We start from the raw sequence: 25,805 nt of genomic DNA, 5'->3' as shown, positions 1-25,805 counted from the left end.
CTAGGGCCTGTTTCATAAGGGCGGTCGAGCCGAGACGGAGTCCGGGCGGCGATCCGGCAAGGCGCGGTTTCGTCCGGATACCGGTGTGGTATCCGGACGAAACCGCAACGCCGCCGGTCGTCGTCCGGGCCCGCCGCGGGCCAGCCAGTTCTTATGAAACAGGCCCTAGCCGACGCCGGGGGTTCCCTCCAGCAGCGGCACCGGGTTGAAGTACTCCACGAAGCGCACGATCCGTCCGGTCGCGTCGAACTCGAACAGGGCAGCGTTCTCGTTGCGGTACGACGTGCCGTCCACCAACTGGGCGGTCGGCTTCCAGCGGGCGAAGACCTTGTCCGGGTCCTGCAACGGGTACAACTCCACGTCGTCGTAGCGCAGCACCGAGTAGCCCGTCGCCATCTGCTTGTACAGCTCGTACACTGCGGGCCGCCCGGCCACGCTCGACGGCAGCCCTCCAGTGGCGTACGGCATGAGCTGCAGACAGTCCTCGGCCCACAGCTCGATCCAGCCGTCGATGTCCAGCCGGGACAGCAACCGGTAGTAGTCACGCAACGTTGCGACGTTGCGTGCCCTCCGGGCGTCCGCCGACAACTCCTCGTGTTGGGTCACTCGTCTACTCCTCCGCTCGACCGACCTTGTCGAACGCGGCGGTGAATACCGTCCACGCCGCGGGAACGAACCGTCGGAAACGACAATCCTGCACTTTCGACTATAGTTCGGCGTCAATAGCTCGCCATTGTTGACCGCCATCGCGCGAAGACTCCGTCAGGTCTGCGGGAGTAGCGAGCACGACGATTTCCCCGGCGCGATCGGTAGGTCTACTCCGTGCGGTCGGCGTTGCGACCGGAGCCATTCCACTCGGATCATCGATACATCACCGGACATCGTTCCAGCGATGTCACGGTCGCGATGCGACGGAACGATCGATATCGGTCCGAAAACGCAGCATTCATCACTGCGCCAGACGATCAGCGGCAGGAGAGCAGCCATGTCAGTGGGCAGAGGCACGAGGCTACCGGGCAGAACGGACGTCCTCATCGTGGGAGGGGGTCCGGTGGGATTGGCGCTGGCCTGCGCCCTACGGACCGCGGGCGTGGACCACGTCGTGGTGGAACGCCGATCGGCCCCCGCGCCGTACTCGCGCGCCGCGGCCCTGCACGCCAGGACACTGGAGTCGCTGGCCGCCGTCGGGGTGGCCGAGGACATGGTGGCGCGGGGCCGGCCGGGGCGCGCCTTCGCCGCCCGCGACGGCGAGCAGGTGCTGCTCACCACCCCGTTCAACGAGCTCGACACACCCTTCCCGTTCGTGCTGGCCATCCCGCAGGAGACCACGGAGCAGGTCCTCGAGGCGCGGTTGAACGACCTGGGCGGTGGAGTGCACCGTGGACACACGGTGCTGGACGTGCGACGCCAGTACCCGGGCTCGACGGTGCTGGTGTCCGACGACGACACCGGAGCGGTACAGGCCGTTCAGGCCCGCTACGTCGTGGGCTGCGACGGGATCCACAGCACGGTGCGGGAACGCGTCGGCATCCCCTTCCGGGGCCACGACCGACCGCACAACTTCGCCCTCATCGAGTTCGTGATGGACTGGTCCGGCCCGGAGGGGGAGATCAGTTTCTTCTTCTCGCCGGAGGGCCTGCTGGCCGTCTCGCACCTGCCCGGTGACCGTTACCGCATCGTCGCGCTGGTCGACGACGACACGCCGACGCCCGACCTCGCCGCCGTACAGGAGATGCTCGACCTGCGGGGACCCTCGGCGGCGGGGGCGAAGGTGCGGTCGCTGGAGATGGTGTCGACCTGGCAGGTCCGGCACCGGCTGGCCGACACCTTCGCCGAGGGGCCGGTGTTCCTCGTCGGCGACGCGGCCCACGTGCACAGCCCGGTGGGCGCCCAGGGGCTCAACACCGGCATCCAGGACGCGCTGAACCTCGCCTGGAAGCTCGCCGCCGTCCTGGACGGCACGGCGAGCCCGGGCCTGCTGGACACCTACGACGCGGAACGGCGACCGATGGCCGAGGGGCTGCTGGCCTTCACCGCCCAACTGCACGACGTGTCGACCATGAGTGATCCCGCCAGCATCCACCTGCGCAACACCATGCTGGCCACCCTCGGCCGGCTGCCGGAGTTCTCCTCGTACCTGGCCAACCGGCTGGCCCAGCTGAGCGTCAGCTACGGCGGCGGCGCCGGCACGCCGAAGCCCGCGGTGGGTGACCGGATGCCACCGCGACCGGGGATGGCCGAAGGACTGGGCTGGTCGATGCTGCTGCCCCCGGACGCGGACCTGGACGCCGCCACCAGGGCAGCCGCGGACAGCCCGACCGCGATCAGCGTGGCGGTCAGCGCCGACCTGCCGCACGCCGTCCTCGTCCGACCGGACGGGCACGTCGCCCTGACCGCCTCGGCGGCCGCGGCGGCCGACCTGCCAGCCCGCCTACGGACCTGGCTCAACTCCAGGTGACGGCACTCGACCACACCGACACAACGAACGAAAGGAGCGGCCCATGACCACCCAGTTCAGCCGTCCACCGGGTTCCGCCACCCTGATGCACGTGGCGATCTCCTGCCCGGACGTCGACGAGTCCCTGCGCTTCTATCGAGAGGGACTGGGATTCTCCCGGACCTACGAGTGGACCAGGACCTTCACCGACACCGGACAGGTGGTGTACTGCGGTCGGGGCGTCTACATCGAACTCGGCGGCCACACCTACGTCGAGCTCTTCCCGGGGGGCCGGCGCGACGTCGACTCCTCCGGCGGGCCCCTGCAGCACATCGCCCTCATCGTGCCGAGCGTGGACGAGGCGTACCGCAACTGTCTCGGCGCCGGCGGCGCGGCGTTCCCCTTCGACCAGTGGTCCGGGGAACCGACGACCGTGACCATCAACGGATCACCAGAGATGCTCGTGCGCGTGGCCTTCGTCAAGGGCCCCGCCGGTGAACTCATCGAACTGTACGAGCAGTACAGCCCTGTCGTCACGAAATGAGGAGAGGCATGCGCTACACCGTTCTGGGCAGGACTGGCGTACGGGTGTCCGAACTCGCCCTCGGCACCGTCACCTTCGGTGAGGACTGGGGCTGGGGAGCCCCGATCGAGACCAGCGCCCGCATCCTCGACCGGTACGAGGAGGCCGGCGGGAACTTCATCGACACCGCCGACCACTACACCGGTGGCACCTCCGAGCAGATCCTCGGCGAGTTGCTGAAGGGGCGCCGTGACCGGTTCGTCCTGGGCACCAAGTACACGTTGCAGACCGACCTGGCGAACATCAACTCGGCGGGCAGCCACCGGAAGAACCTGGTCGCTTCGATCGATGCCAGCCTCCGCCGGATGCGGACCGACTACATCGACGTGCTGTGGGTCCATGCGCACGACACGCTGACCCCGGTGCCGGAGATCATGCGGGCGCTGGACGACCAGGTGCGCGCCGGCAAGATCCTCTACGTCGGTGCGTCCAACTGGCCCGCCTGGGAGGTCGCCCAGGCCAACACGCTCGCCGACCTGCGCGGCTGGTCACCGTTCGTCGGTCTGCAGATCCGCTACAACCTGCTGGAGCGGGGCGCCGAGCGCGACCTGCTGCCGATGGCCCGCCAGTTCGACATCCCCGTGCTGTGCTGGGGCGCCCTGGCGGAGGGGCGGTTGACCGGCAAGTACCTGCGCGGGGGCACCGGCCGGCTGACCGTGGCGCCCCGGGAGCACAACAGCATGGCGGGCGTCGACGACCTCATCCGCATCGTCGCGGAGGTGGCCGGGGAGGGCGGCTGGTCCTCGGCCCAGGTGGCGCTCGCCTGGCTGCGCACTCGACCGGGGACGGTGATACCGCTTCTCGGCGCGACCAAGGAGGAGCAGATCCGGGACAACCTCGGCAGCGCCGAGGTCACGCTGAGCGACGAGCAGCTGAACCGGCTCGACGAGGCCAGCCACACCCCGTTGGGCTACCCGCACGATCTGCTGCGCCAGGACGTCACCGTCAACGACATGTACGGCCGCCGCTGGTTCGACATCGACGACCGGCGCACCGGCGACCGGCGGGGCGTCGCCGACGACGTCCATTCGCCGCTGCCGCTGCCACGCGACTAGCAGCGGGTCGCCGCCGCCCCCGCACCATCCGGGCGGTGCCCGGTGGTCCCACAGACAGTACGACGGATCCACGGAAGGTAGAGATGGACACCACACGCACCAGAGAGATCGTCCGCAAACTCTTCGAGGACGTACAGGCGGGCAACCTGCAGGGAGTGCTCGACGCCCTGTCACCGTCGATCGTCTTCGAACTTCCCGGCAACGAGTTCAACACCGTCATCCCCAACCTGCGGACGTGGCGGGGGCACGACGAGGTGGTCGAGGCGTTCCGGCTGCGGACCGCCTTCACCGACATTCTCGAGTTCGAGCAGCGGGAGTTGCTGGCCGAGGGCAACCGCGCCTTCGTGGTCAATTACCAGAAGCTGCGGCACCGCGGGACCGGCATGACCGTGGACTTCGAGTTCTCGATGATGCTGACGGTCGACGAAGACGGCCGGATCGCGCACTGGAAGGCCTTCTTCGACTCCGTACCCGAGGTCGAGCTGTTCCGTTCCGACATCGGGCAGCGGCTCCTCGCCGCGATCCGCGACGGGGCCGCCGACCAGGTCACGAAGCTGCTCAGGGACGGCGCGGACCCCGACCACCGGGACCCGTCGACCGGTCTGACGGCTCTGCAGACCGCCGCCGGTGAGGGTCGCGCCGACCTGGTGAAGGCCCTGATCGACGCCGGCGGTGACGTCTTCAGCACCGACAGCCGCGCCGGCGGCACCGCCCTGCACAAGGCGGTGCAGAACGGTGACCTCGACACGGTCCGCGTCCTGGTGGAAGCGGGGGCCTTCGTCGACGCCGTCGCCGCCACGACCGGGCACACGCCGCTGATGGACGCTCTGTGGTACAAGTGGCCGGACGTCGTGGAGTTCCTGCTGGACAGGAACGCGGGGGTCAACCTCTCCACCCACTACGGCTTCTCCATGAAGGAGCACTTCGAGTACGAGCTGAACGTCAACAGCCTCGGCAAGGAGAAGCTGCTGGCCGCCGAGCAGATGCTGCGCAGGCGTGCCGAGAACGACGAGCGGCAGGTTCAGCAGCAGCGGTTGATGGCGGCGGTGACGAGGGGCGACCTGGAGGAGGTGCGGACCCTGCTCGACGAGGGTGCACCGGCCGACGCCCGGTTCCCGGTCCTCAACGGTTTCAACGACGCGCACACGCCGCTGCTGGTCGCGGCACGCGACGGGCACACCGCCATCGTCCGCGCGTTGCTGGCCGCCGGTGCCGACGTCAACGCCACCGAGCCGACCTTCGGCGCGGTGCCGCTGCACAAGGCGGTGTACAACGGCCACGCCGACATCACCGCCGTCCTCGTCGCCGCTCCCGGCGTCGACCTGAACTACCAGGGGGCGACCAACGGTTACACCCCGCTGCACGACGCGCTCTGGCACGGCTACGCGGACTGCGCCCGGGTGCTGATCCAGGCCGGGGCCGCGTTGGACCGCGTCGGCCACGACGGGAAGACCCCCCTCGACGTGGCGATCGAGGTGTTCGGTGCGGACCACGAGATCACCGCTCTGGTCCGCGATCACGCCTGACGACCGTGGCCGGGCGGGGCAACCCCCGCCCGGCCACGGTGCGCAGGCGAGGCGTCGCCGGCCCGGATTCCTCCGGGCCGGCGACGGCGGAGCACCGTCTCCGTACCGGCCGCGGGTGGGCACCGCCGGTCAGGTCCACCGGCCCAACTGGAAGTCGATGGCGGCGGCGTACGGGGCGTACCGGCCCCGCAGTTGCTGGAACCTCGTCCACGTCTGGTGGCGGTCCCGTTCCTCCGTCAGGCCCACGCTGATCGCCACGCCCACGGTCTCGTCGAACGCCCGTTCCTCCCGGCCCTGCAGGCTGACCGGCGCGGTATGGATGACCACACCCATCTGCTCGGCCATCTGTTGCAGCCAGGCCGACCCGTTGCGCAGCAGGGCACGCCCCCCGGAGGGCGCCACGGTGGGTGCCACCGCCTCCAGCAGCGCCGCTGAGTCCAGCACGATCACCGCGGCCTGTAGCCAGGACAACGAACCGGCCGACCGGGAGTGGGCCAGCGCCGGACAGCTCAGGTGGGCGTGACAGGTCTCGGCCAGCCACCGGTCCCAGTCGGCGAAGTAGTCGTCGACCCGGTGCCGCTGGGCGAGCCTCAGGTCCGTCAGGAGGTGGTCCGGGTCGGCCAGCAGGGACGGGTCGACGAGGAGCCCGCTCAGCATCCGCTCACGTCGGTCGTAGGCGATCAAGAAACGGACGAGATGGGCCAGGAAGGCGCCGGCCACCAACGCCACCGACCCGAGCGCGCCCAGCTGCCACACGACAGCGGCGCCGTCGAGGCGGAGCGTGAGGAACCGGGTCAGGTCGTCGAGGTTCACGACCAGGCCGGCCGCCCGCGCCAGGAGCACGAAGCCCACCTCCACGCCCAGCACCCAGGCGATCACCACGACGAACAGGCTGGCCGGGGCGTAGACGTCGAGCAGCAGACGGCGCAGCGGTAGCGGTAGTCGGTGGGCGACACTCACGCTCACGGCGAACAACACCTGCACGGTCCACCGGGCCGCACGGGAGGAGCCACGCTGCGGGACGAAGACCGTCCGGACCACGCTCAGCCAGACCAGGATGAGCAATCCCGCACCCGCTGCGGCCGCGGTCACGTCAGACATTCGCTCTCTCCTGCCAGGAGTTACCGAGTCACGAATTAGGACGCACCTCCGCGATGTCCTCATTGGTGCACCATCTTCGATTATGGTCACCCGCGCGGGCCGCCGACAGCGGCCGCTGGTGGTGGTATCCGGAGTACCAGGCGTACGTAATCGGCGCCGATCCGCACAGGTGGGAAGCCCACGCCACTACGTCGACTCCACCTTGCCGGTCTCCGGAGCACGGAAATACAACAATGCGACGACCCATTTTCGACACGACGACGCTGTCCGGGGGAAAAAAATGTCCTTCATCGACGCACGGCTCGAGGCGATCCTGTCCGGCGAAATCGTCGATCCGCACGCGGTACTCGGCGCCCATCGGCACGGCGACACGACGGTGGTGCGCACCATACGGCGCGGGGCCGACCGGGTGGACCTGGTGCTGCCCACCTCGACCCACCCGATGACCCGCATCCACCCCATCGGGCTGTTCGAGGCCACGGTGGAGGGATCCGTCACCGACTACCGGCTCGGCGTCGACGGCGAGCCGGCCGACGACCCGTACCGTCATCCGCCCAGCCTCGGCGAGCTCGACCTGCACCTCATCGGCGAGGGCCGACACGAGCGGCTGTGGACGGTCCTCGGCGCGCGGGTCCGGCCGGCGGGTGTCAGCTTCGCGGTGTGGGCGCCGCGGGCACGGGCGGTCCGGTTGGTCGGCGACTTCGTCGGCTGGGGGGTCGGCGACGGACTGCCGATGCGCCCGCTCGGGGGCTCGGGGGTGTGGGAGATCGTGGTCCCCGACATCGGCGACGGTGCCCGCTACATGTACCAGGTACGCGGCCCCGACGGCCGGTGGCGGGCCAAGGCCGACCCGCTGGGCAGGTGCGCCGAGCCGCCCCCGTCGCGGGTCAGCGTCGTCGCCGCGTCGTCGTACCGGTGGGGCGACCGGGCGTGGCTGCGCCAGCGGGCCGAGACGACACCGCTGCACCGTCCGGTGAGCGTCTACGAGGTGCATCTGGCCTCGTGGCGGCCCGGACTGTCCTACTTGGAGCTGGCCGACCAGCTCGTCGCCTACCTCGACGACCTGGACTTCACCCACGTGGAGTTCCTGCCGGTCGCCGCGCACCCCTACGGCGGATCGTGGGGTTACCAGGTGACCGGCTACTACGCTCCGGATCCCCGGCTCGGCACCCCCGACGAGTTCCGCCACCTGGTGGACCGGCTGCACCGGGCCGGGATCGGGGTGATCCTGGACTGGGTTCCCGCGCACTTCCCCACCGACGACTGGGCGCTGCGGCACTTCGACGGCACACCCACCTACGAGCACCCGGATCCGCGTCGGGGTGAGCACCCCGACTGGGGGACTGCGATCTTCGACTTCGGCCGGCCGGAGGTACGCAACTTCCTGGTCGCCAACGCCCTCTACTGGTTGGAGGAGTTCCACGTCGACGGGCTCCGGGTCGACGCCGTGGCCAGCATGCTGTACCTCGACTACTCCCGCGCACCCGGACAGTGGTTGCCGAACGCCCGGGGCGGGCGGGAGAACCTGGAGGCGGTCTCGTTGCTGCAGGAGGTCAATGCCACGGCGTACCGCCTGCACCCGGGGATCATGATGATCGCCGAGGAGTCGACCGCCTGGCCCGGTGTCACCCGACCCACCGACCAAGACGGCCTGGGGTTCGGTTTCAAGTGGGACATGGGTTGGATGCACGACACCCTGGGATATCTGGGTGAGGATCCGAGTCGCCGCCCCACTCGCCACCACGCCCTGACGTTCGCCTCGTCGTACGCCCTCAGCGAGCACTTCGTCCTGCCGATCAGCCACGACGAGGTGGTGCACGGCAAGGGTTCGCTGTTGACGAAGATGGCCGGCGGCCCGGACGCACAGCGGGCCAACCTGCGGGCACTGCTGGCCTACATGTGGGCCCATCCGGGCAAGCAGCTGCTCTTCATGGGTTGCGAGTTCGGCCAGCCCTCCGAGTGGAGCGAGCAGCACGGCCTGGCCTGGGAGCAGGCCGACGACGGGATCCGTCGTCTGGTGCGGGACCTGAACCGACGGTACCGGCGGGAGCCGGCCCTGTGGTCGCTGGACGACCGGGCGGAGGGCTTCCGGTGGATCGACGCCGACGACGCGGACGGTGCCACGTACGCCTTCCTGCGCCAGGCCGGTGACGGCAGCGTCGTGGCCTGCCTGACGAACCTGTCGGACCGGGACCGCGACGCGCACCGGGTGGGCCTGCCGGACGCCGGCCGGTGGCTTGAGGTGATCAACACCGATTCCACCGTCTACGGCGGCGGTGGCGCGGGCAACCTCGGGGTCGTACGGGCCGAGCCGCTGCCCTGGCACGGGATGCCGGCCTCGGCCGTGCTCCGGCTGCCGGCACTGACGACGCTGTGGATACGCCCGGAATCGGCCGTCCACCCCGAGTGAACCGGGACAGCGGTCGACACGATCGGCGTCCGTCACTCCGTGCGGTCGGCATTGCCGCCGCTCGTACCGAGTGCCGATAATTGTTTCATCGAGCGAAGGCGGGCGTAATTATCCGCCGCCGTACCGCTGACGGAGTTCCCCGAACAATTCCGTCCCGGTACGCGTGCCGCGACAACCCGGTGGACACCGCCGCCTTCGTATGACCGCCCACACCTTTAGACGGGAGAGGTAGATGCTGTTCTATGTGCAGATGAAATGGAACCACGAGGGCCGGGTGACCCTGGACGAACTGTGGGAAATCGAGGCCGAGGAGACCGCACACGCCCAGGAGACGGTGGACTCCGGTTTCGCCGTGGGCATCTGGAAGGTCGCCGCCCAGAAGCGCGTCATCGCCATCATCGACTCGCCCAATGCCGAGGAGTTGGACCGGACCGCTCTGGGCCGGCTCCCGATGCGCGAGTACCTGGAGTTCGAGGTCGTCTGGCCGCTGCGGGACTACCTGGGCTTCGCCGCCGACGTGCAGCAGCGGTACAAGGTCTGACCCGCGCCCCGACGCCGCCCGCACGAGGAGAGGAAGAGACGTGATCCATCAGATGATCTTCGCCTACCCGAAGCCGGGTATGTCGGAGGAGGAATTCCAGCGGTACTGGCTCGACGTGCACGCCGTCGAGTACGCGAGCAAGATCCCGCAGATCCGCCGCTACATGATCGACACCCGGATCCCGCTCGACGAGCGGGATGACGATCCGCTGTGGAGTGGTGTCGCCGAGATCTGGCTGGCCAACGAGGAGGAGCAGTTGGCCTCGCTGCAAACCGAGGAGTTCCTGCAGGGGGCCCGCCTCGACGAACCCCGCTGGGCGGCGTTCTGGCGCACCGTGGTACTCGACACCGACGCACACGTCCTGGTCGAGCCACCCGCGCACACCGGCACCGGTCCCGGGGTCAAGCTCATCCGGTTGGTCAAGCGGCGCGAGGGCGTGCGGCTGGCGGACTTCCGCCGGCGCAGCCTCGGCGAACACGCCGAGCTCGTCCGTCAGGTCCCCGGCCTGCGGGGCTACCTGCAGGGCCACACCCGCGACGGCGCGTACGGCATCGGCGAGGCGGTGCTCGACGCGGCGTACCAGCTGTGGTTCGACGACGTCGAGTCGGTCCACCGTGCCCTGGCCTCCGCGGAGTTCCAACAGGCCGAGAACGAGCTGCGGAGCTTCGTCGAGCCCCGTTACGTCCACCAGATGCTCACCCGTGAGCACTGGGTGATCGGACCGGAGAGCCGCTGACCTGGCCGACTCCGGTGACAGGCGACGTGTCCACGGCGTGACCGGCCTCCGGGCCGGACCGCCCGGGAACCCCGACCTGCCGTCACCGGCACCACCCGTGCCCCCCCCCCCCCCCCCCCCGGGCCCGCCGGCCCCCCCCCCCCGCCCCCCCGCCGCCCCCCCCCCGCGGGGGGGGGGCAGGCCGCCCAGAAAAGGAACCCCCCGGGGCACGGGCGAGGGGCCCCGGGCGTCCCGGCCCGCCGGGCGGCCCCCCCCGCCCCCCCCGCCCGGCCCCCCCCGCCCCCCCCCGCCCCCCCCCCCCGCCCGCGGGGGGGGGCGCACGGGCCCGTCTGCCTGCCCGTGGCGTACCGGCCACGGCGGGAGGAGTGATCGCGACAATGAAAAGAATCGCCGTTGAGGACGTCTCACCGATCGTCGCCGAGGGGACCCACCCCGTCAAGGCCGTCGTCGGCGAGCAGATACCCGTGCGCGCCACGGTGTGGCGTGAAGGGCACGAGAGGGTGGCCGCGACCGTGGTCTGGCGCGGCCCGCGGGACCACGGCCCGCGGAGCACCCGGATGACGCCGGGGCCACCCGGCACCGACTCCTGGTTGGCGACCATCACACCGGACGTCGCCGGGCTGTGGACGTTCCGGGTCGACGGCTGGGGTGACCCGTGGGAGAGCTGGCGGGACACCGTGGCCGCCAAACTGGCCGACGGCCAGGGCGCCGGCTCACTGGACAACGACCTCGAAGTGGGCGCACGACTGCTGGACCGGGTGGCCCGTAGACCCGGCGCGGGTCACGGCCGGGGGCTGCTGTCGGCCGCCGCCGCCGCGCTGCGGGACACCAGCCTGCCGGTACGGGAGCGGCTGCGTCCCGCCGAGAGCGCCGAGGTCCGGGCCGCCCTGTCCCGCATCCCGGTCCGCCAGTTCATCAGCCGGGGACCGACCCGGCAGGTCTGGGTGGACCGGCCCCGTGCCCTGTCCGGCGCCTGGTACGAGTTCTTCCCCCGCTCGACGGGGGGCTGGGACGACACCGGCGAGCCGGTGCACGGCACGCTCGTCACCGCCGCCCGGGAGCTGGACAGGATCGCCGGAATGGGCTTCGACGTGGTCTACCTGCCGCCGATCCACCCGATCGGTGAGCAGCACCGCAAGGGCCCGAACAACACGACCTCCGCCGCGGCCGACGACCCCGGTTCCCCCTGGGCGATCGGATCGGCCGCCGGCGGCCACGACACCGTGCACCCGGCGCTGGGCGCCATGGCGGACTTCGACGCGTTCGTGACCCAGGCGCGCGACCTCGGCATGGAGGTCGCCCTGGACCTGGCGCTGCAGTGCGCGCCCGACCATCCGTGGGTGACCGCGCACCCGGAGTGGTTCACCACCCGACCGGACGGCACCATCGCCTACGCCGAGAACCCGCCCAAGCGCTACCAGGACATCTACCCGCTCAACTTCGACAACGACCCGGCGGGCCTGTACGCCGAGATCCTCCGGGTGGTGCTGCTCTGGGTCGAGCACGGGGTGCGGATCTTCCGGGTGGACAACCCGCACACCAAACCACCGGACTTCTGGCACTGGCTGATCTGGCGGGTCAAGCGGCAGTGGCCCGACGTGCTGTTCCTCGCCGAGGCATTCACCCGACCGGCCCGGCTGTACGGCCTGGCCAGGCTCGGCTTCAGTCAGTCGTACACCTACTTCACCTGGCGTACCGCCAAGCAGGAGCTGATCGACTTCGGAAACGAACTGGTGGCACACGCGGACGAGGCCCGCCCCAACCTGTTCGTCAACACCCCCGACATCCTGCACGCCAGCCTGCAACACGGCGGGCGGGCAATGTTCGCCCTGCGCGCGGCGCTGGCCGCGACGATGTCGCCGACCTGGGGGGTCTACTCCGGCTACGAGCTGTTCGAAGACGAGGCGGTGGGCGAGGGCAGTGAGGAGTACCTGAACTCGGAGAAATACCAGTTACGCCCCCGCGACCACGCCGCCGCGCTGGCCCAGGACCGGTCGCTGCAACCGTGGCTGACCCGGCTCAACGAGATCCGCCGCGCCCACCCCGCGCTGCGCACCCTGCGGACCCTGCGGTTCCACCACACCGACGACGACGCGCTGATCGCGTACTCCAAGACCGACCCGGAGGGGACGGACATGGTGCTGGTCGTCATCAACCTGGACCCGCACCGGCCGCGGGAGGGCGCCGTCCGGTGGGACCTGCCGGCCCTGGGCCTGGCCCCGGACGCCCGGTTCACCGTGCTGGACGAGGTCGGCGGAGAGATCTTCCAGTGGCGCGAGCACACCTACGTCAGGTTGGAGCCGCAGCGGGCCGTCGCCCACATCGCCACGGTGGTGCGGTCATGAGCGCCGGAACGGTCGGCGGCCGGGTGGTGGAGGTCGACGCCCAGGAGTACGGCTCGGCCCGGCCACCCCGGCCCCATCCGCAGTGGTACAAACGGGCGGTCTTCTACGAGGTGCTGGTCCGGGCGTTCAAGGACTCCGACGACAACGGCACCGGCGACCTGCGCGGCCTGGCCAGCAAGCTGGACTACCTGGCCTGGTTGGGGGTGGACTGCCTCTGGCTGCCCCCGTTCTACGACTCGCCGCTGCGCGACGGCGGCTACGACATCCGCGACTTCCGCACGGTGCTGCCCGAGTTCGGCCGGGTGGAGGACTTCGTCCACCTGCTGGACCAGGCGCACCAGCGCGGCATCCGGGTGATCACCGACCTGGTGCTGAACCACACCTCCGACACCCACCCGTGGTTCCAGGAGTCGCGGCTCAACCCGGACGGGCCGTACGGCGACTTCTACGTCTGGTCCGACACCGACACCGGCTACCCCGACGCCCGGATCATCTTCGTCGACACCGAGGTGTCGAACTGGACCTACGACCCGGTGCGCGGTCAGTTCTACTGGCACCGGTTCTTCTCCCACCAGCCCGACCTGAACTACGAGAACCCGCAGGTCGCCGAGGCCATGATCGACGTGCTGCGGTTCTGGCTGGATCTGGGCATCGACGGGTTCCGGTTGGACGCGGTGCCGTACCTGTTCGAGGAGGAGGGCACCAACGGCGAGAACCTGCCGCGCACCCACGACTTCCTCAAGCGATGCCGGCGGGTGGTCGACGAGGAGTACAGCGACCGGGTGCTGCTGGCCGAGGCCAACCAGTGGCCGGCCGACGTGGTCGAGTACTTCGGCGACCCGGCCGTCGGCGGGGACGAGTGCCACATGGCGTTCCACTTCCCGTTGATGCCGCGGCTGTTCATGGCGGTGCGCCGGGAGAGCCGGTACCCCATCTCGGAGATCCTGGCCCAGACCCCGCCGATCCCCTCCGGTGCCCAGTGGGGCATCTTCCTGCGCAACCACGACGAACTGACCCTGGAGATGGTCACCGACGAGGAACGCGACTACATGTACGCCGAGTACGCCAAGGACGCCCGGATGCGGGCCAACATCGGCATCCGGCGCCGGCTGGCCCCGCTGCTGGACAACGACCGCAACCAGCAGGAACTGTTCACCGCGATGCTGCTCGGCCTGCCCGGCTCGCCGGTGCTGTACTACGGCGACGAGATCGGCATGGGCGACAACATCTGGCTCGGTGACCGGGACGGGGTACGCACCCCGATGCAGTGGACCCCGGACCGCAACGCCGGCTTCTCCAATTGCGACCCCGGCCGGATCTACCTGCCGGTCATCATGGACCCGATCTACGGATACCAGGCGGTCAACGTCGAGGTGGAGACGAACAACCCGGCCAGCCTGCTGAACTGGACCCGGCGGATGATCCAGGTCCGCCGCCAGCATCCCGCCTTCGGCCTTGGCGAGTACGCCGAACTGGGCTCCTCCAACCCGAGCGTGCTGGCCTTCCTGCGCCGGCACGTCGGCGACGACGACGACGGGAGACCGGTCGAGAGCGTCGTGCTGTGCGCGTACAACCTGTCCCGGCGCCCGCAGCCGGTCGAGCTGGACCTGTCCGACCACGGCGGCCGCGAACTGGTCGAGCTGACCGGCGGGACCCGGTTCGGCGTCGTCGAACGGCCCACCTACACCCTCACCATGCCCGGTCACGGGTTCTTCTGGTTCGGGGTGCTGCCGGTACGGGAGGCGTCGTGACCGCCACCGTGCCGTGGACGTACGCGTTCGGTGAGCCGGTCGCGGCCCGGCTGGGGCCGGCACTGGCCGACTGGTTGCCCACCCGGCGATGGTTCGGCAGCGGTGGGCGGCGCCCGGAGCTGGTCGAGGTCGTGTGGGTGGTCGAGCTGACCGACCAGGGCCGGCACGGCGGGCCGCGAGGGCTTCTGGTGGTCGTCGCCGCCCACCTGGGCGACACCGTCGAGCACTTCCAGCTGCTGCTGGGCCTGCGCCCGGACGACTCCCCGACCTGGCTCGGCGGCGAACTGGTGCTGCACGCCGGCGGGACGCTCGTCTACGACGGCACCGCCGACCCGGAGCTGATGTCGGCGCTGCTGCGGCTGTTCGCCGACGGGGCCCGGCTGGGTGAGCTGCGGTTCGTCCCGGAACGGCCGGACGACCTGCGCCTGGCCCGGCGGGCCGGGCTGCGGGTCAGGCGCGGCTCCGCCGAGCAGTCCAACACGTCGGTGGTCTTCGGCGACCGGTTCATCCTCAAGCTGTTCCGGCGGCTGTCCCCCGGGATCAACCCGGACCTGGAGGTGCACCGCCGGCTGGCCGGCGGGGCACACCTGGCCCGGCTGGTCGGCGCGGTCGAGGGCGAACTGCACGGGCATCCGGTCACCCTCGGGGTGCTGCACTCCTTCGTCCCACGGGCGCGGGAGGGCTGGGACCTGGTCACCACCGGTGTGCGGGCGTTGCTGGACGGCGAGCCGGAACCGGTGGACCTGCTGCCGGAGCTGTTCGAACTCGGCTCGGCGGTCGCGGCGGTGCACACACAACTGGCCGAAGCGTTCGGCACCGCCGAGGTGACAGGTCCGGCACTCGCCGCGGCCCGTTCGCGGATGCACGACCGGCTGACCGCCGCCGCCCGGGAGGCGCCGGTGCTGCTGCCGCACCTACCCGGACTGCGTCGGGTGCTGGACCGGTTACCGGCCGGCCCGACCGAGCGGGCCCAGCGGGTGCACGGCGACCTGCACCTCGGTCAGGTGCTGCGGACCGCAGACGGTTGGCTGCTCATCGATTTCGAGGGCGAGCCGGCCGCGCCGATCGGGGACCGGGTGACCCGGCGTTCGCCGTTGCAGGACGTCGCCGGGATGCTCCGGTCGCTGGAGTACGCCGCCGGGCACGCCCTGCTGACCGGCGGCGCGCCGGAGGACCCCGGGCGCCAACGGGTGGCCCGGCAGTGGGTGACCGCGGCCCGGGACGCGTTCTGCGCCGGCTACACCGCCGCCGGCGGGGCACCGCTGGGCGACCGCGCCGGCCTGGACGCCTACGAGCTGGACAAGGCGGCCTACGAGGTGGCCTACGAGACGCGTAACCGGCCCGGGTGGGTGGGCATCCCGCTGCGGGCCGTACGCCGGTTCGCCGCCGCCCATCCGGACGTCGACAGTGGACCTGCCGAAATGTCGACCGGTCACACCGGCGACATCGCAAAGTGACGACGGCACCATTCACTTACCTTGTCGCCGGCGTACCGGATTGGTTGACTTGAATTACCGAACAAGAAGGGGGACCAACTCAGGCGCGTAATTGCGAGACAAGCCCGGCAGCATTGTTCCGCACGTGACGGAATGAAGGAGAGAAAGTGTCCAAGAAGATTCTCATCGTTCTTTCGGAGTACGGGTACTGGGGCGAGGAACTGCTCGGTCCGCTGGTCAACTTCGACCAGGCGGGTTACACGAGCGTCTTCGCCACCCCCAATGGAAAGCGCCCGGTGGCCCTGCCGCCGAGCCTGGACCCCGGCTACGTCGACCCGCCGCTGGGCCGGACCGTCACCACCCCCGAGGTGGCCGTGGCCGCCCGTGAGCTCGACGAGTCCGACCGGCTGAACAACCCGATCAGCCTGGCCGACTGGATCCCGGAGCGGCCGTACGACAGCGAGTCGAACCACCTGCGGCTGCTGGAGGTCTACAACCGGGAACTGGCCACGCTGGACAGCGACATCCAGCAGTACGACGCGCTGACCATCGTCGGCGGCAGCGGCCCGATCGTGGACCTGGTCAACAACGGCCGGGTGCACGAGCTGATCCTGGCCTTCCACCGGGCCGACAAGCCGATCCTGGGTCTGTGCTACGGCGTGGCCCCGCTGGCGTTCGCCCGGGACTGGGAGGACCGGGAGAGCATCATCTGGGGCAAGCACGTCACGGGTCACTGCAAGGAGTACGACTACAAGGACGGCACCGGTTTCGTCGGCGTCGACTTCAACATGGGCCCGCCGCCGTACCCGCTGGAGTACATCCTGCGCGACGCCACCGGCCCCGACGGTCGTTTCCACGGCAACGTCGGCAAGGAGACCTCGGTCATCGTCGACTACCCCTTCGTCACCGCCCGGTCCACCCCGGACTCGTTCCTGGGCGGCGAGAAGCTGGTCGAGGTGCTGGAGAACGGCCTGCGCCGGTACGGCTGGTAACCGGACGACCTGACACACGGGTGAAGGAGCACCAATGACCGCAAGACCAGGAAAGATCGCCATCTTCGAGCAGTTCGCCGCCGACGGGATCACCAGGATGTTTGGCAATCCCGGCACGGTGGAGCAGGGGTTCCTCGACGTCGTGGAGCAGTTGCCGGCATTCGAGTACGTGCTGGCGCTGCAGGAGGCCGTCGCGGTGGGCATCGCCGACGGGTACGCCCGGGCGAGTGCTGGTCCGGCGTTGGTGCAACTGCACACCGGGGTGGGGCTGGGTAACGGCATCGGCATGCTGTACCAGGCCAAGCGGGGCCACTCGCCGCTCGTGGTGATCGCCGGCGAGGCCGGCGTGCGGTACGACGCGATGGATTCGCAGATGGCCGTGGACCTCGTGCAGATGGCCCGGCCGGTGACGAAGTACGCGACCCGGGTGGTGCACCCGGACTCCGTACTGCGGGTGCTGCGCCGCGCGGTGAAGATCGCCATGACTCCACCGCGCGGCCCGGTCTTCGTCGCCCTGCCGATGGACGTGCTCGACGCGTCAACGGAGGAGCCGGTCGTACCCAGCACCATCCCCACCCGCTCGGTGCTGCCGGTGCCGGCGGAGCTGGACCGGGCGGCGCAGGTCCTGCGCGAGGCCCGGCGGCCGCTGATCCTGATGGGCGACGGGGTGGCGGTCTCCGGGGCCCAGGCCGAGCTGACCCGGGTGGCCGAGTTGCTCGACGCCCCGGTGTGGGGCGTCGACAACTCCGAACTGAACATGGACAGCACCCACCCGCTCTACCGTGGCCAGCTCGGGCACATGTTCGGTGAGGTCAGCGCGGGGGTGGTCGGCGACGCCGACGCCGTGCTGATCGTGGGCACGTACGTGTTCCCCGAGGTGTTCCCGGCACTGGCCAGCCCGTTCGCCGAGGGCGCCACAATCGTCCACGTCGACCTGGACGACTGGGAGATGGCCAAGAACTTCCCGGTCAACCTGGCCCTGGTCGCCGACCCGAAGCCGACCCTGGCCGCGCTGGCGCAGCGGCTCGGCGCCGACCGGCCGGAGCCGGCCACGCCGGCGCCGTGGGTCCGGCCGGAGCCGACAGCCGACAGCCCGATGATCGAGCTGTTCGCCGCCGAACTGGCCGCGCACACCGGGCCGGACCTGGTGCTGTTCGACGAGGCCCTGACCGCCTCGCCGGGCCTGGTCAAGCACCTGCCGCCCCGGGTGGCCGGCAACTACTTCCTCACCCGCGGCGGGTCGCTGGGCGTCGGCATCCCGGGGGCGGTCGGCGCCAAGATGGCCAGGCCGTCGGCCGAGGTGGTCGGCTTCACCGGTGACGGCGGGAGCATGTACACCATCCAGGCGCTGTGGACCGCCGCCCGGCACGACGTCGGCGCCAAGTTCGTGATCTGCAACAACCACCGGTACGAGCTGCTCGACCTCAACATCGAGCAGTACTGGCGGGAACGCGGCATCGACCCGCACCCCCACCCCGACGGCTTCGACCTGTCCCGGCCGGACATCGACTTCGCTGGCCTGGCCCGCAGTCTCGGCGTGGAGGCGGTCCGCGTGAGCAGGCCCGAGGAGGTGGTCCCGGCGGTGCGCCGCATGCTGGCGCACCCGGGTCCGTTCCTGGTCGACCTGGTCACCGGGTAACGGCCACCACCTGACCCGCGTCGGCGCGCCGGCACGGGTGGCGCCCGGGCGGCCCGGCGTCGCGGCGGGCCGGTCCCCCACGGGACCGGTCCGGCGCACCGGGCCGCCCGGCGCACCGGGCGGGGCCCGCCGCCCCGCATTCCCCGACGGCCCGGCGGCGGCCGCGGCACATCCTCACCCTGGAGTCCGCACAGTGAACGAGATGATCCTGCGCGACGGCGGCCGACTGGCCGGCCGGACCGTCGCAATCCTGATGGAGACCGACTACGTCGAGCCGGAGATCGACTACTACCAGCGCCGGTTCGCCGAGGAGGGCGCCCGGGTGGAGTTCCTCACCCGGCTGTGGGGCCAGTCGAGCATCACCTTCAGCGGCCACGAGTACCGGTTGCCGTTCACCGTGGACGGTGACCTGGAGGCGGTCGACGACGAGCGGCTGCGCGGCTACGACGCGCTGATCGTGCCCGGTGGGATGGTCTCCGACCGGCTGCGCTACGCCGAGCGGCCGGGCGACCTGGCCCCGGCCACCCGGCTGCTGGAGCGGGCCTTCGCCGAGCCCTCGGTGCTCAAGGGAATCGTGTGCCACGGCATGTGGCTTGTCGCCCCCATCCCCCACACCGTTGCCGGCCGGCCGCTGACCTGCCACAACAACCTGATCGCCGATGTGCGGAACATGGGCGCCGTCTACACCGACCAGGACGTGGTGGTCAACGGCGACCTGGTGACCGCCCGCAGCGCCGACCACTGCCACCTGTTCGCCCGCACGATGATCGACCTGATCGCCGCCCGGGTCGCCACGCGGGACACCCGCTGGTGGCGCTCGGCGGTGCCGAACGCGCGGAGGGTGCGCCATGGCAACTGACTACCGCCCCGACTTCACCTTCTCCGACCTGGTCGCCGGATACGTGACCGGGCACGACCCACAGCGGCGCCAGGTCGACCTGCGCACCAGCGACGGCCGCGCGCTACGGGCCACCTACTCCCCCACCGTGTACGCCACCGTGGTCAACAACCTCGGACAGCCGCCGCAGGACGTGACCGGCGAACTGCCCGAACTGCTCACCCCGGGCCGGCACCTGTTCGCCTACGGGGTCTTCACCCCCGGCGCGGACGGCTACGCGTTCGAGGCGCACCGGGTGGTGCTGCCCGGGCGGCGGGTCGGCGAGCACGCCTTCGAGGAGCCGGGCTGGTGGACCGAGCAGCTCACCGAACTGGCCCGGTTCTACCGGCGGGCCCAGTTCGGCGACACGGAGATGCCCGACTTCACCGACTACCGGACGGTCGTGCGACTGGGCGGCGACAAGAGCGCCAACCACGTGCAGGAGACCGACACCCTGTCCCGCCTGGTGTACGGCATGGCCTCGACGTACCTGCTGACCGGGGACGAGACCTACCTGCGGGTCGCCGAGCGGGGTACCGAGTACATGCGCGAGCACATGCGCTTCGTCGACCGGGACAACGACGTCGTGTACTGGTACCACGGCGTGGACGTGCGCGACGGGGTAGAGTCGAAGCTGTTCACCTCCGAGTTCGGCGACGACTACGCGGCCATCCCGGCGTACGAGCAGATCTACGCGCTGGTCGGGCCGACGCAGACGTACCGGATCACCGGCGACCCGGCGATCGCCGCCGACATCGACGGCACCATGCGGCTGTTCGACAGGTTCTTCCACGACGACCGCAACGGCGGCTGGTGGTCGCACGTCGACCCGATCCGGCTCAGCCCGCACGAGGAGAGCCTGGGGCCCAACCGGGCCCGCAAGAACTGGAACTCCATCGGCGACCACGCCCCGGCGTACCTGATCAACCTGTGGCTGGCGACCGGTGAGCAGCGGTACGCCGACATGCTCCAGGAGTGCTTCGACCTGATCCTGGAGTACTTCCCGGAGAGCGGCAGCCCGTTCGTGCAGGAGCGGTTCCACGGCGACTGGACCCCGGACCGGTCCTGGGGCTGGCAGCAGGACCGGGCGGTGGTCGGGCACAACCTCAAGATCGCCTGGAACATGATGCGGATGAACGCCATCCGGCCGCGCAACGCCTACCGGAGGCTGGCCGAGGAGATCGGCCACCGGATGCCCGCGCTGGCCAGCGACACCCAGCGCGGCGGCTGGTACGACGTGATGGACCGCACTCTCGCCCCTGGTGCCACGGCCCACCGACTCACCTGGCACGACCGTAAGGCGTGGTGGCAGCAGGAGCAGGCGATCCTGGCGTACCTGATCCTGGCCGGCAACACCGGTGACGAGGAGTTCCTGCGGCACGGCCGGGAGGCGGCGGCTTTCTACAACGCGTTCTTCCTCGACCACGACGAGGGCGGGGTCTACTTCAACGTGCTGGCCAACGGCCTGCCGTACCTGCTGGGCACCGAACGGCTCAAGGGCAGCCACTCGATGAGCATGTACCACGCCTCCGAGTTGTGCCTGCTGTCGACGGTGTACCAGCGGTTGCTGATCCGGCGCGAGCCGTTGGACCTGTGGTTCAAGCCGAAGCCGAACGGCTTCGCCGACCGGGTCCTGCGGGTGGCGCCGGACGCGCTGCCGACCGGTCGGGTCCGGCTCGACCAGGTCGAGATCGACGGCAGCCCCTACCGGGCCTTCGATCCCGACCGGATGTCGGTCGCCCTGCCCGACAGCAGGTCCGACCTGACGGTACGGGTGCGGCTGTCACCGGTCGTCTGAACACGGTATCCGGCGGTCGGCAGGCGCATCCACCACCGACCGACGCGAGTCTCATAAGGACGGATATGCGAGTCGAAAAATCGATGCGTGAGAACGTCACGGTCATCGCGCTCATCGGAGACCTGGACAGTGCCACGGCCTCGCAGGTGCACAACGATCTCGGTCAGCTGATCCCGGACGAGGGCCAACTGCTGCTGGACCTCAGCCGGATGTCCTACCTGTCCAGCGCGGGCCTGCGGGTGCTGCTGCTGGTCTACCGGCAGGCCCGGCAGAAGGGGCTCCGGCTGGGGCTGGCCAGCATCCCCGACGACGTGCACGCGGTGCTGTCGGCCACCGGCTTCATCGAGGCGTTCCTGGTGGCCGACACGGTGGACACGGGCGTGGAGGCGCTGAGCCGATGACCGCCACCAGCCTGCCGCCCGCCGTGCGCGCCGGGGGCACCCGCCGGATCAGCGGCTTCACGGTCCGCGCCGGCGACCCGCTGCCCTTCGGCGCCACCCCCGGCCCGGACGGGATCACCTTCTCCATCCACTCCAACGCGGCCACGGCCATGACGCTTGTGCTGTTCCGGCGCGGCGACGCGGAACCCTTCGCCGAGCTGCCGTTCCCGGAGGAGTTCCGGACCGGCGGTGTGTACTCGATGACGGTACTGGGTCTGGACCCGACCACCGTCGAGTACGGCTACCGCGCCGACGGGCCGTACCGACCCGAGGCCGGGTACCGGTTCGCCCCCCGGCGGGTCCTGACCGACCCGTACGCCCGGGCGTTCGGCGGCCTGGAGCGGTGGGGCAGCACGCCGCACCCGCTGGACGGCTACCGCTACCGGGCCCGGGTGGTCGACGACGACTTCGACTGGGCCGGCGACCAGCAGCTCCGCCTGCCCATGCGGGACCTGGTGATCTACGAGGCACACGTGCGGGGCTTCACCCGGCACCCCTCCTCCGGGGTACGGCGGCCCGGCACGTTCGCCGGGCTGGTGGAGAAGATCCCGTACCTGACCTCGCTGGGGGTCAACTGCGTCGAGCTGCTGCCGGTGTTCGAGTTCGACGAGACCGACCTGGACCGCGTCGACCCGTCGACCGGGCGGCGGCTGCGCAACTACTGGGGGTACCACACCCTCGGCTTCTTCGCCCCGAAGGCCTCGTACGCCGCCTCCGCGCGGGTCGGCGGGCAGATCACCGAGTTCAAGTACCTGGTACGGCAGCTGCACCGCGCCGGCATCGAGGTGATGCTCGACGTGGTGCTCAACCACACCGCGGAGGGCAACGAACTGGGCCCGACCATCTCGTTGCGCGGGCTGGACGACCGCGCCTACTACATGTTGACCGGCAACGGGGAATACCTGAACCTGAGCGGCACCGGCAACACGATCAACGCCAACGACCCGGTGGCCCGCGCCTTTCTGCTGGACTGCCTGCGCTACTGGGTGACGGAGTTCCACATCGACGGTTTCCGCTTCGACCTGGCCTCGATCCTCACCCGTGGTCCGGACGGTACCCCGCTGGCCAACCCGCCGCTGCTGGAGGCGATCGCCGCCGATCCGGTGTTGCGCGACACCAAGCTCGTCGCCGAGGCGTGGGACGCCGGCGGGCTCTACCAGGTGGGCAGTTTCCCGGACTACGGCCGTTGGTCGGAGTGGAACGGGCGGTTCCGCGACCTGGTTCGCCGGTTCCTGCGCGGTGAGGCCGGTACGAGTGGTGAGCTGGCCACCCGACTGGTCGGGTCGCCCGACCTGTACCGCGGGCGCGGCCCGCTGGCCTCGGTCAACTTCGTCTGCTCGCACGACGGGTTCACCCTGCACGACCTGTTCGCCTACAACGTCAAACACAACGCGGCCAACGGCGAGGACAACCGGGACGGCGCCGACGACAACTACTCGTGGAACTGCGGTCACGAGGGCCCGACCGACAACCCCGAGGTGCTCAGGCTGCGCGCCCGGCAGGTCCGCAACGCGATGCTGCTGCTGTTGACCAGCCACGGCGTGCCGATGCTGGTGGCCGGCGACGAGATGGGCCGGACCCAGCAGGGCAACAACAACGCCTACTGTCAGGACAACGAGCTCTCCTGGCTGGATTGGGGGCTGCAGGAGCGCAACGCCGACCTGGTGGAGTTCACCCGACGGGCGATCGCGTTCCGCCGGGCGCACCCGGCGCTGCGCCGCGTCACGCACGTCACCGGCACCAGCCCCGGCTCGGCCCTGCCCGACGTCAGCTGGCACGGCGAGCGGGCGTGGACCCCGGACTGGTCGACCGACCGGCTGCTGGTGGCGGCGATGCTGCGGGCCGACGAGCCCGACGACGGCGGTGAGGACGTGGTGTTCCTGGCGGCGAACGCGCACTGGGAGTCCTGCACGGTCCACCTGCCCGAGCTGCCACCCGGCCTGGTCTGGGGCCGGTTCGCCGACACCTCGGCGCCCGCGCCGCACGACGCGTACCCGCCGGGGCTCGAACCGCCCCTGGCCGAACAGTCCCGAATAACGATCGGCGCCCGCTCGGTCGTGGTGCTGACCGCGCTGGCCGATCCATCCCAGAACCGAGGTGCATCATGAGTCTGGACACCCGAATGATCGTCGAGGCCGACGTCGCGACCCTGGTGCTGGTCGGTGAGGCCGACGCGGAGTCGGCCCCTGACCTGCACCGGTTGGTCACCGACGCGACCCGGTCGCCGCTGCGCCAGCTCACGCTGGACGTCACCGGACTGACCTACCTGTCGTCGGCGGGCCTGCGCTGCCTGGTCTACGCCCACCAGCGGCTCGGCCGCGGGGTACGGATCGTGCTGGTCGGTGCCAACGACGTGGTGGCCGAGACGATCCGGCTGACCGGATTCGACCGCAGCATCGAACTGCGGCCCGAGGTCGGCCCGTGACGGGGTGGAGTCTGCGCCTGCACACCGGGAGGGCGCCCTCCCGGGAGGTCGCCGACTTCGTCGCCCGGCTCGCCGCCGGGCTGGGCCTGGCCGTGCGGGATGCGTACCGGCTGCGGTTGGCCTCCGACGAGATCACCACAAACATCGTCGAGCACGGCTACCGCTGGCAGCCCGGTCGGATCAGCCTCCACGGTGGCCGGCACGACGGCCTGGTGTGGGTGCGGATCAGCGACTCCGCGCCGCCGTTCGACCCGCGCGGCCGGGACCTGACCGCGCAGGTCCACGCCGACCCGATGCTGCGCCCGCCCGGCGGGTGCGGGCTGCTGCTGGCGATCCGCAGCCTCGACGAGTTCGGCTACGAGTACGTCGACGGTTGCAACCACAGCATCCTGGGGGTACGCCAGGCCGTCGGCGGAACCGACCAGGGCCCGACGGACGGGGGACACCATGAACAGGCCGACCGCGATCATCGTCGCTGACTCGGCCCTCCGGGTGCCCGAGCTGACCACCGCACTGGTGGAGACCGGGCTGGAGGCACGCCGGTTCGACCCAGCGGAGCTGGAGTACCACCCGGGACTGGCCGACGGCGCGACGGTGGTGCTGGTGTCGGCGTCGCTGGGCCTGCAGCGGGTCGCGCTGCTGAGTCAACGGCTGGCCGGTCTGCCGCAGCGCCCGACGGTGCTGGTCTTTCCGCAGGGCGACCTGTGGGCCCTGGAAGCGTGCGCGCGGGGCGGATTCGACTACATCACCGAGCCGTTCCTGCCCGGGTTGCTGCGCAGTCGGCTGTCCACCGCCTCGGAACGCGGGGATCTGCTCGACACCGTCGAGGAGATGGCCACCGAGGCGAGCCTTCGGGCGTACGAGCAGGACCTGAACAACGCCCGGGAGGTCCAGGCAGGATTCCTGCCGGACTGCCTGCCCACCCCGGACGGCTGGGAGGTGGGCGTACGCTACCGGCCGGCGCGGCAGGTGGCCGGCGACTTCTACGACTGCTTCGAGTTGGTCAACGGGCTGCGGTTGGGGTTCCTGGTGGCCGACGTCTGCGACAAGGGGTTGAGCGCGGCACTGTTCATGGCACTGATCCGCACCCTGCTGCGACACACCGCCGAGCATGCCGGGTCGTGGAACCTGATGGGTGGGACCCCACCCATCGCCCTCGCCGGCGGGTCGATCGCCGGCACGTCGCTGGCGCCGATCCTGTCCGTCGGTGCCGGACCGCTGCTGGAGTCGGTCAACGCCACCAACCGGTACCTGGCCCGCAACCACCTCGGCCAGGGCTACTTCGTGACGCTGTTCTTCGGGGTCCTCGACCCGGTCTCCGGGGCGCTGCTGTTCGTCAACGGCGGGCACAACCCGCCCGTGCTGCTGCGGGCCAACGGCGGTTACACACTGCTGCCGCCGACCGGGCCCGCGATCGGGATGCTGGCCAACAGCGTGTACTCGTTGGGCAACGTCCGGATGGAGCCGGGTGACACCCTGTTCGTCTACACCGACGGTGTGGTCGAGGCCCGTTCCCACACCGGCGGCATGTTCGGCATGCCACGCCTGCTCGAGGTGCTCGACCAGCCGGTCGACTCCGCCGAGTCGCTACTGGTGGCGGTGGAGGGTCGGCTGGACCGGTACGTGGGGACGGCGGATCAGGCGGACGACATCACCATGCTGGCGCTGCGTCGGCGACTCTGACCGCCGGGGCCCGGCCGCTCCACGGGCCGG

General features: G+C 70.5%; 21 protein-coding genes. 19 read left to right on the top strand and 2 right to left on the bottom strand.

All coding sequences use genetic code 11. The features are described from left to right. Positions 1-165 precede the first annotated feature (165 nt). Positions 166-606: a nuclear transport factor 2 family protein gene (locus ACGFIW_RS31970; protein ID WP_393323793.1), complete on the bottom strand. Its 441-nt coding sequence runs from the start codon at positions 604-606 to the stop codon at positions 166-168. A gap of 286 nt (positions 607-892) precedes the next feature. Here ACGFIW_RS31970 and ACGFIW_RS31965 point away from each other — a divergent pair, with 286 nt between their 5' ends. The 4 genes from ACGFIW_RS31965 to ACGFIW_RS31950 all read left to right on the top strand — a co-directional run bounded on the left by ACGFIW_RS31965 (position 893) and on the right by ACGFIW_RS31950 (position 5,601). After that, a complete protein-coding gene (locus tag ACGFIW_RS31965; RefSeq protein ID WP_393323790.1) occupies positions 893-2,458 on the top strand; it encodes an FAD-dependent monooxygenase in 1,566 nt (521 codons plus the stop codon). Positions 2,459-2,501: 43 nt separating this feature from the next. Then, on the top strand, positions 2,502-2,981 hold the full coding sequence (locus tag ACGFIW_RS31960) for a VOC family protein (protein WP_393323787.1): 480 nt from the start codon (positions 2,502-2,504) through the stop codon (positions 2,979-2,981). 8 nt (positions 2,982-2,989) lie between these two features. Further along, complete coding sequence (locus ACGFIW_RS31955) at positions 2,990-4,075, top strand: aldo/keto reductase (protein WP_393323785.1); 1,086 nt, start codon at positions 2,990-2,992, stop codon at positions 4,073-4,075. A gap of 83 nt (positions 4,076-4,158) precedes the next feature. Then, positions 4,159-5,601, top strand: coding sequence for an ankyrin repeat domain-containing protein (locus tag ACGFIW_RS31950; protein WP_393323782.1), 1,443 nt, complete (start codon positions 4,159-4,161; stop codon positions 5,599-5,601). Positions 5,602-5,730: 129 nt separating this feature from the next. Here the strand turns inward: ACGFIW_RS31950 and ACGFIW_RS31945 are convergent, their stop codons facing one another. Continuing rightward, positions 5,731-6,702 (bottom strand): hypothetical protein, encoded by a 972-nt coding sequence (locus tag ACGFIW_RS31945; protein ID WP_393323779.1) that lies wholly within the window; start codon positions 6,700-6,702, stop codon positions 5,731-5,733. Between the two features lie 280 nt (positions 6,703-6,982). Between ACGFIW_RS31945 and glgB the strand changes: the two genes are divergently transcribed. The 15 genes from glgB to ACGFIW_RS31870 all read left to right on the top strand — a co-directional run bounded on the left by glgB (position 6,983) and on the right by ACGFIW_RS31870 (position 25,775). Continuing rightward, the gene (gene glgB / locus ACGFIW_RS31940) at positions 6,983-9,112 is read left to right on the top strand and encodes a 1,4-alpha-glucan branching protein GlgB (protein WP_393323776.1); all 2,130 of its coding nucleotides are present in this window, start codon (positions 6,983-6,985) and stop codon (positions 9,110-9,112) included. A 232-nt stretch (positions 9,113-9,344) separates the two neighbouring features. Next, positions 9,345-9,653, top strand: a complete 309-nt coding sequence (locus tag ACGFIW_RS31935) for a muconolactone Delta-isomerase family protein (RefSeq protein WP_357064763.1) — start codon at positions 9,345-9,347, stop codon at positions 9,651-9,653. Between the two features lie 40 nt (positions 9,654-9,693). Then, entirely contained in the window at positions 9,694-10,389 is a 696-nt protein-coding gene (locus tag ACGFIW_RS31930; RefSeq protein ID WP_393323773.1) for an EthD family reductase, read from the top strand. 377 nt (positions 10,390-10,766) lie between these two features. Next, entirely contained in the window at positions 10,767-12,734 is a 1,968-nt protein-coding gene (locus tag ACGFIW_RS31925) for an alpha-1,4-glucan--maltose-1-phosphate maltosyltransferase (RefSeq protein WP_393323770.1), read from the top strand. Beyond that, positions 12,731-14,485 carry a maltose alpha-D-glucosyltransferase gene (gene treS, locus ACGFIW_RS31920; protein WP_393323767.1) on the top strand — a complete coding sequence of 585 codons (1,755 nt, stop codon included), beginning with the start codon at positions 12,731-12,733 and terminating at the stop codon, positions 14,483-14,485. Before ACGFIW_RS31925 ends, treS begins: the two co-directional genes overlap by 4 nt. Further along, a complete protein-coding gene (locus ACGFIW_RS31915) occupies positions 14,482-15,942 on the top strand; it encodes an aminoglycoside phosphotransferase (protein WP_393323764.1) in 1,461 nt (486 codons plus the stop codon). Before treS ends, ACGFIW_RS31915 begins: the two co-directional genes overlap by 4 nt. Before the next feature lie 146 nt (positions 15,943-16,088). Beyond that, the gene (locus tag ACGFIW_RS31910) at positions 16,089-16,913 is read left to right on the top strand and encodes a type 1 glutamine amidotransferase domain-containing protein (RefSeq protein ID WP_393323762.1); all 825 of its coding nucleotides are present in this window, start codon (positions 16,089-16,091) and stop codon (positions 16,911-16,913) included. A gap of 34 nt (positions 16,914-16,947) precedes the next feature. Next, the gene (locus ACGFIW_RS31905) at positions 16,948-18,552 is read left to right on the top strand and encodes a thiamine pyrophosphate-binding protein (protein ID WP_393323759.1); all 1,605 of its coding nucleotides are present in this window, start codon (positions 16,948-16,950) and stop codon (positions 18,550-18,552) included. A gap of 202 nt (positions 18,553-18,754) precedes the next feature. After that, positions 18,755-19,411, top strand: a complete 657-nt coding sequence (locus tag ACGFIW_RS31900; protein ID WP_393323804.1) for a DJ-1/PfpI family protein — start codon at positions 18,755-18,757, stop codon at positions 19,409-19,411. Then, complete coding sequence (locus ACGFIW_RS31895; RefSeq protein WP_393323756.1) at positions 19,401-21,227, top strand: AGE family epimerase/isomerase; 1,827 nt, start codon at positions 19,401-19,403, stop codon at positions 21,225-21,227. The genes ACGFIW_RS31900 and ACGFIW_RS31895 overlap by 11 nt, the downstream gene beginning before the upstream one ends. Before the next feature lie 65 nt (positions 21,228-21,292). After that, entirely contained in the window at positions 21,293-21,628 is a 336-nt protein-coding gene (locus ACGFIW_RS31890) for an STAS domain-containing protein (RefSeq protein ID WP_393323753.1), read from the top strand. Next, entirely contained in the window at positions 21,625-23,775 is a 2,151-nt protein-coding gene (glgX, locus tag ACGFIW_RS31885; protein ID WP_393323750.1) for a glycogen debranching protein GlgX, read from the top strand. Before ACGFIW_RS31890 ends, glgX begins: the two co-directional genes overlap by 4 nt. Continuing rightward, a complete protein-coding gene (locus ACGFIW_RS31880) occupies positions 23,772-24,092 on the top strand; it encodes an STAS domain-containing protein (protein ID WP_393323748.1) in 321 nt (106 codons plus the stop codon). Before glgX ends, ACGFIW_RS31880 begins: the two co-directional genes overlap by 4 nt. Further along, positions 24,089-24,571, top strand: a complete 483-nt coding sequence (locus tag ACGFIW_RS31875; protein ID WP_393323745.1) for an ATP-binding protein — start codon at positions 24,089-24,091, stop codon at positions 24,569-24,571. Before ACGFIW_RS31880 ends, ACGFIW_RS31875 begins: the two co-directional genes overlap by 4 nt. Further along, complete coding sequence (locus ACGFIW_RS31870; protein WP_393323742.1) at positions 24,540-25,775, top strand: PP2C family protein-serine/threonine phosphatase; 1,236 nt, start codon at positions 24,540-24,542, stop codon at positions 25,773-25,775. The genes ACGFIW_RS31875 and ACGFIW_RS31870 overlap by 32 nt, the downstream gene beginning before the upstream one ends. Positions 25,776-25,805 lie beyond the last annotated feature (30 nt).

The sequence above is a fragment of the Micromonospora sp. NPDC048935 genome (assembly GCF_043197875.1).
Lineage (GTDB): Bacteria > Actinomycetota > Actinomycetes > Mycobacteriales > Micromonosporaceae > Micromonospora.
This window is presented reverse-complemented; position numbering and strand designations above follow the sequence as displayed.

Excerpts from the sequence above, each read along its gene's own strand:
- ACGFIW_RS31965 (WP_393323790.1), top strand. The coding sequence starts at position 893 with ATGTCACGGTCGCGATGCGACGGAACGATCGATATCGGTCCGAAAACG.
- ACGFIW_RS31960 (WP_393323787.1), top strand. The coding sequence starts at position 2,502 with ATGACCACCCAGTTCAGCCGTCCACCGGGTTCCGCCACCCTGATGCAC.
- ACGFIW_RS31955 (WP_393323785.1), top strand. The coding sequence starts at position 2,990 with ATGCGCTACACCGTTCTGGGCAGGACTGGCGTACGGGTGTCCGAACTC.
- ACGFIW_RS31950 (WP_393323782.1), top strand. The coding sequence starts at position 4,159 with ATGGACACCACACGCACCAGAGAGATCGTCCGCAAACTCTTCGAGGAC.
- ACGFIW_RS31945 (WP_393323779.1), bottom strand. The coding sequence starts at position 6,702 with ATGTCTGACGTGACCGCGGCCGCAGCGGGTGCGGGATTGCTCATCCTG.
- glgB (WP_393323776.1), top strand. The coding sequence starts at position 6,983 with ATGTCCTTCATCGACGCACGGCTCGAGGCGATCCTGTCCGGCGAAATC.
- ACGFIW_RS31935 (WP_357064763.1), top strand. The coding sequence starts at position 9,345 with ATGCTGTTCTATGTGCAGATGAAATGGAACCACGAGGGCCGGGTGACC.
- ACGFIW_RS31925 (WP_393323770.1), top strand. The coding sequence starts at position 10,767 with ATGAAAAGAATCGCCGTTGAGGACGTCTCACCGATCGTCGCCGAGGGG.
- treS (WP_393323767.1), top strand. The coding sequence starts at position 12,731 with ATGAGCGCCGGAACGGTCGGCGGCCGGGTGGTGGAGGTCGACGCCCAG.
- ACGFIW_RS31905 (WP_393323759.1), top strand. The coding sequence starts at position 16,948 with ATGACCGCAAGACCAGGAAAGATCGCCATCTTCGAGCAGTTCGCCGCC.
- ACGFIW_RS31900 (WP_393323804.1), top strand. The coding sequence starts at position 18,755 with ATGATCCTGCGCGACGGCGGCCGACTGGCCGGCCGGACCGTCGCAATC.
- ACGFIW_RS31895 (WP_393323756.1), top strand. The coding sequence starts at position 19,401 with ATGGCAACTGACTACCGCCCCGACTTCACCTTCTCCGACCTGGTCGCC.
- ACGFIW_RS31890 (WP_393323753.1), top strand. The coding sequence starts at position 21,293 with ATGCGAGTCGAAAAATCGATGCGTGAGAACGTCACGGTCATCGCGCTC.
- glgX (WP_393323750.1), top strand. The coding sequence starts at position 21,625 with ATGACCGCCACCAGCCTGCCGCCCGCCGTGCGCGCCGGGGGCACCCGC.
- ACGFIW_RS31880 (WP_393323748.1), top strand. The coding sequence starts at position 23,772 with ATGAGTCTGGACACCCGAATGATCGTCGAGGCCGACGTCGCGACCCTG.
- ACGFIW_RS31870 (WP_393323742.1), top strand. The coding sequence starts at position 24,540 with ATGAACAGGCCGACCGCGATCATCGTCGCTGACTCGGCCCTCCGGGTG.